Here is a 2641-nt window from a genome sequence, read left to right as displayed (position 1 = left end):
TGGCCGACCGGGATCCGCTGCGCGGCCAAGGCGTGGATCTGTCGCTTCGGATCCGCGCGCTGGATGATCCCGCCGCAATGGGGGCCGATCGCGGCGCGGTGGCGCGCATCCGCGATGAGGCCCGCCGCCTGGCCCGGTTTGCCCGCGGACCCAGCCGCAGCCTGGCAGAGCGGGCCGCGCTGGCCTATCCGGATCGTATCGGGCTGCGGCGCGGCGGCGACGCACCGCGCTATGTCCTGTCGGGCGGCAAGGGCGCGGTCATGGCAGAGGGCGACGCGCTGGCCGGGCAGCGGCTGATCGTGGCAACCGATCTGGATGGCAACCCGCGTGAGGCCCGAATTCGTCAGGCGGTGGCCCTGGCAGAAACTGAACTGCGCGCGCTCTATGGCGATCAGATCGCCTGGCGACAGATCTGTCACTGGTCACGGCGCGACGCCCGCGTCATGGCGCGAGAACAGGAAATGTTCGGCGCGCTGATCCTGCAGGACAGGCCCTGGAAAACAGCGCCCGAAACCGCCATTGTCGCGGGTCTGCTGGAGGGGCTGCGCAGCCTCGGCATTGATGCGCTGAACTGGAGCAAACCCGCACGCCTGTTGCGGGCGCGAATCGCATTCGCCGGGATTGCCGATATGTCGGATGCCAGCCTTCTGGAGCGGGCCGAGGCATGGCTTGCCCCGTTCCTTACCGGCCTGACCAGCGCTGCCGATCTGCGCCGTTTCGATCCGGGCCCGGCGTTGCGGGCCAGCCTCGACTGGGACGCGCTGCAGACCCTCGACCGCCTTGCCCCGGCACATTGGACCACGCCCCTGGGCCGACATGCCGCAATCGACTATGGCGGCGATCAGCCCGAACTGGCGCTGCGGGTGCAAGAGGTCTTTGGCACCACAGCCCATCCGATGATCGGCCCTGACCGGCTGCCGCTGCGCCTGACATTGCTGTCACCGGCAGGGCGCCCGGTGCAGACAACGCTGGATCTGCCGGGCTTCTGGGCCGGGTCCTATGCCGATATGCGCAAGGATATGCGCGCCCGATACCCAAAACACCCCTGGCCTGAAGACCCGGCCCAATCCCCCCCGACGCTGCGCGCAAAACCGCGTGCACGCTAGTGGCACCCCGCCCTGCGTTTCAAGGTGCCATTCACCGCCGCCGGTCGGATTGCGAAGCAATTCGAAAACCCGCCGGACCTGCGCCACTGCCAAAGCACACACCCACTTTCTTCTTTGCAAGAAATACTCTCGGGGGTGCGGGGGTGAAACCCCCGCCCGGTCGCCGCGCGCCAGCCGCGGCGAAACCCATCACGGCCCAATCCGCCCCTCGCCATCCACCGCGATCCCCGCTGCACGCATATAGGGTGCGGCCGTGGGGTGAACCCGTTCCGATGCGTCGCACCCCGGTTTGCGACGATGGCGATACAGAAACAAGGCCCCCCACCCGCGCATATTGCCGATCGAGGGTGCGCCCGGATCAGTCAGATAGCGCCCGCGCCAGTTGGGCGGCAACGCCAGGCCACAGGCCTCGGCGCGCTCCAGCATCCAGACCAGCGGAATATTCGACAGCGGTCGGGCCGCGTGCCAATCACCCAGATTCCCGCCGACATCACCATGCGACCCGCGAAACCACATCTGCACGATATCGCCTTCCCGCTCCGGCGGCACCTCCCACAGCACCGGCGCATAGACGTCCCGGGTCTCATCCAGCGCCAGCGCGTGAAAGCCATTCAGCGTGCCCGGCCCCAATCTGAGATTGTGAAACGCATGGGCCTGCGGGGCCAGACGCCACAGCACCGGCCAACGCAGGCCAAGCGCGCGCACCGTGTCAAAGACCCCCACCATGGTGATCGGGGCATCGGCATGGCAGCGCGCGGCGCGAAAGGCCTGGGCCTCGGCCCCATCGGGGGCGCATTCATAAAGGTGATACAGCCGTGCCAAGGTGTCCTCGCTGATCTGCGCGGGCCGCAGCAGGCCAAGCTTGTCGATCAACCCCGCCAGCGACCGCACCGCAAAGGCCCCGCGTGAATAGCCAAACAGGAAGATCCTGTCGCCGGGCCGGTAGTTGCGCGCCAGAAACAGGTAACTGCGCTTGATCTGACGATTGATGCCGATACCCGCGATCACTTCGATCGACCGCTTTATGCCGCGCCACTGAATGCCCGGTTCGTAATAGATCATCAGATTGGCGGTTGGCCCGATCTCTGACAGCAGCCGGTAGATCAGCCCGATATTGGTCTCGCAGCCGCGCTTGAGGCTCGACATCGTCCCATCAAGCAAAACAACATGGGTGTGTGGCGCGCGCGCATCGGGCAGGCGCGGCGGCGGGGCTGCGTTGCGAAATCCGCGCAGCCGCTCCCATATGCTCCGGCTACCGGCCATTCCGCGCTGCATCCTCAATCATCGTCCAGACCCGGCCCGGGGTCATTGGCATATCCGCCACCCTGACGCCCAAAGGCCAGAGCACATCCTGCACCGCATTGGCCACCGCCGCCATCGCGCCCACTGTGCCCGCCTCGCCACAGCCCTTCATGCCAAGGATATTGGTCTCGGTCGGCGTTGGCAGCGAGGTAAAGCTGATGAACGGCAGATCGCCTGCGCGCGGCATCGCGTAATCCATGAAACTTGCTGACAGAAGCTGGCCGTCATCATCA

At 66.5% G+C, this 2641-nt stretch carries 2 protein-coding genes and 1 pseudogene; 1 reads left to right on the top strand and 2 read right to left on the bottom strand.

Annotation, left to right across the window (positions count from 1 at the left end; genetic code table 11):
- The coding region (locus ACW8PS_RS14870) for an ATP-dependent helicase C-terminal domain-containing protein (RefSeq protein ID WP_491528282.1) at positions 1–1106 on the top strand (1106 nt) is incomplete at its 5' end.
- 189 nt (positions 1107–1295) lie between these two features.
- On the opposite strand, the gene ACW8PS_RS14865 is transcribed toward ACW8PS_RS14870, so the two are convergent.
- Together ACW8PS_RS14865 and ACW8PS_RS14860 are read right to left on the bottom strand one after the other, a co-directional pair.
- The gene (locus tag ACW8PS_RS14865) at positions 1296–2369 is read right to left on the bottom strand and encodes a T6SS phospholipase effector Tle1-like catalytic domain-containing protein (protein ID WP_491528281.1); all 1074 of its coding nucleotides are present in this window, start codon (positions 2367–2369) and stop codon (positions 1296–1298) included.
- Positions 2359–2641: pseudogene (locus ACW8PS_RS14860) on the bottom strand (xanthine dehydrogenase family protein molybdopterin-binding subunit); the annotation flags it as partial. The gene ACW8PS_RS14865 and the pseudogene ACW8PS_RS14860, both read right to left, overlap by 11 nt.

Source organism: Alterinioella sp. (genome assembly GCF_058343375.1).
The sequence above is the reverse complement of the archived record's forward strand: the minus strand, read 5'-3'. Positions and strand labels throughout refer to the sequence as shown.

Excerpts from the sequence above, each read along its gene's own strand:
- ACW8PS_RS14865 (WP_491528281.1), bottom strand. The coding sequence starts at position 2,369 with ATGGCCGGTAGCCGGAGCATATGGGAGCGGCTGCGCGGATTTCGCAAC.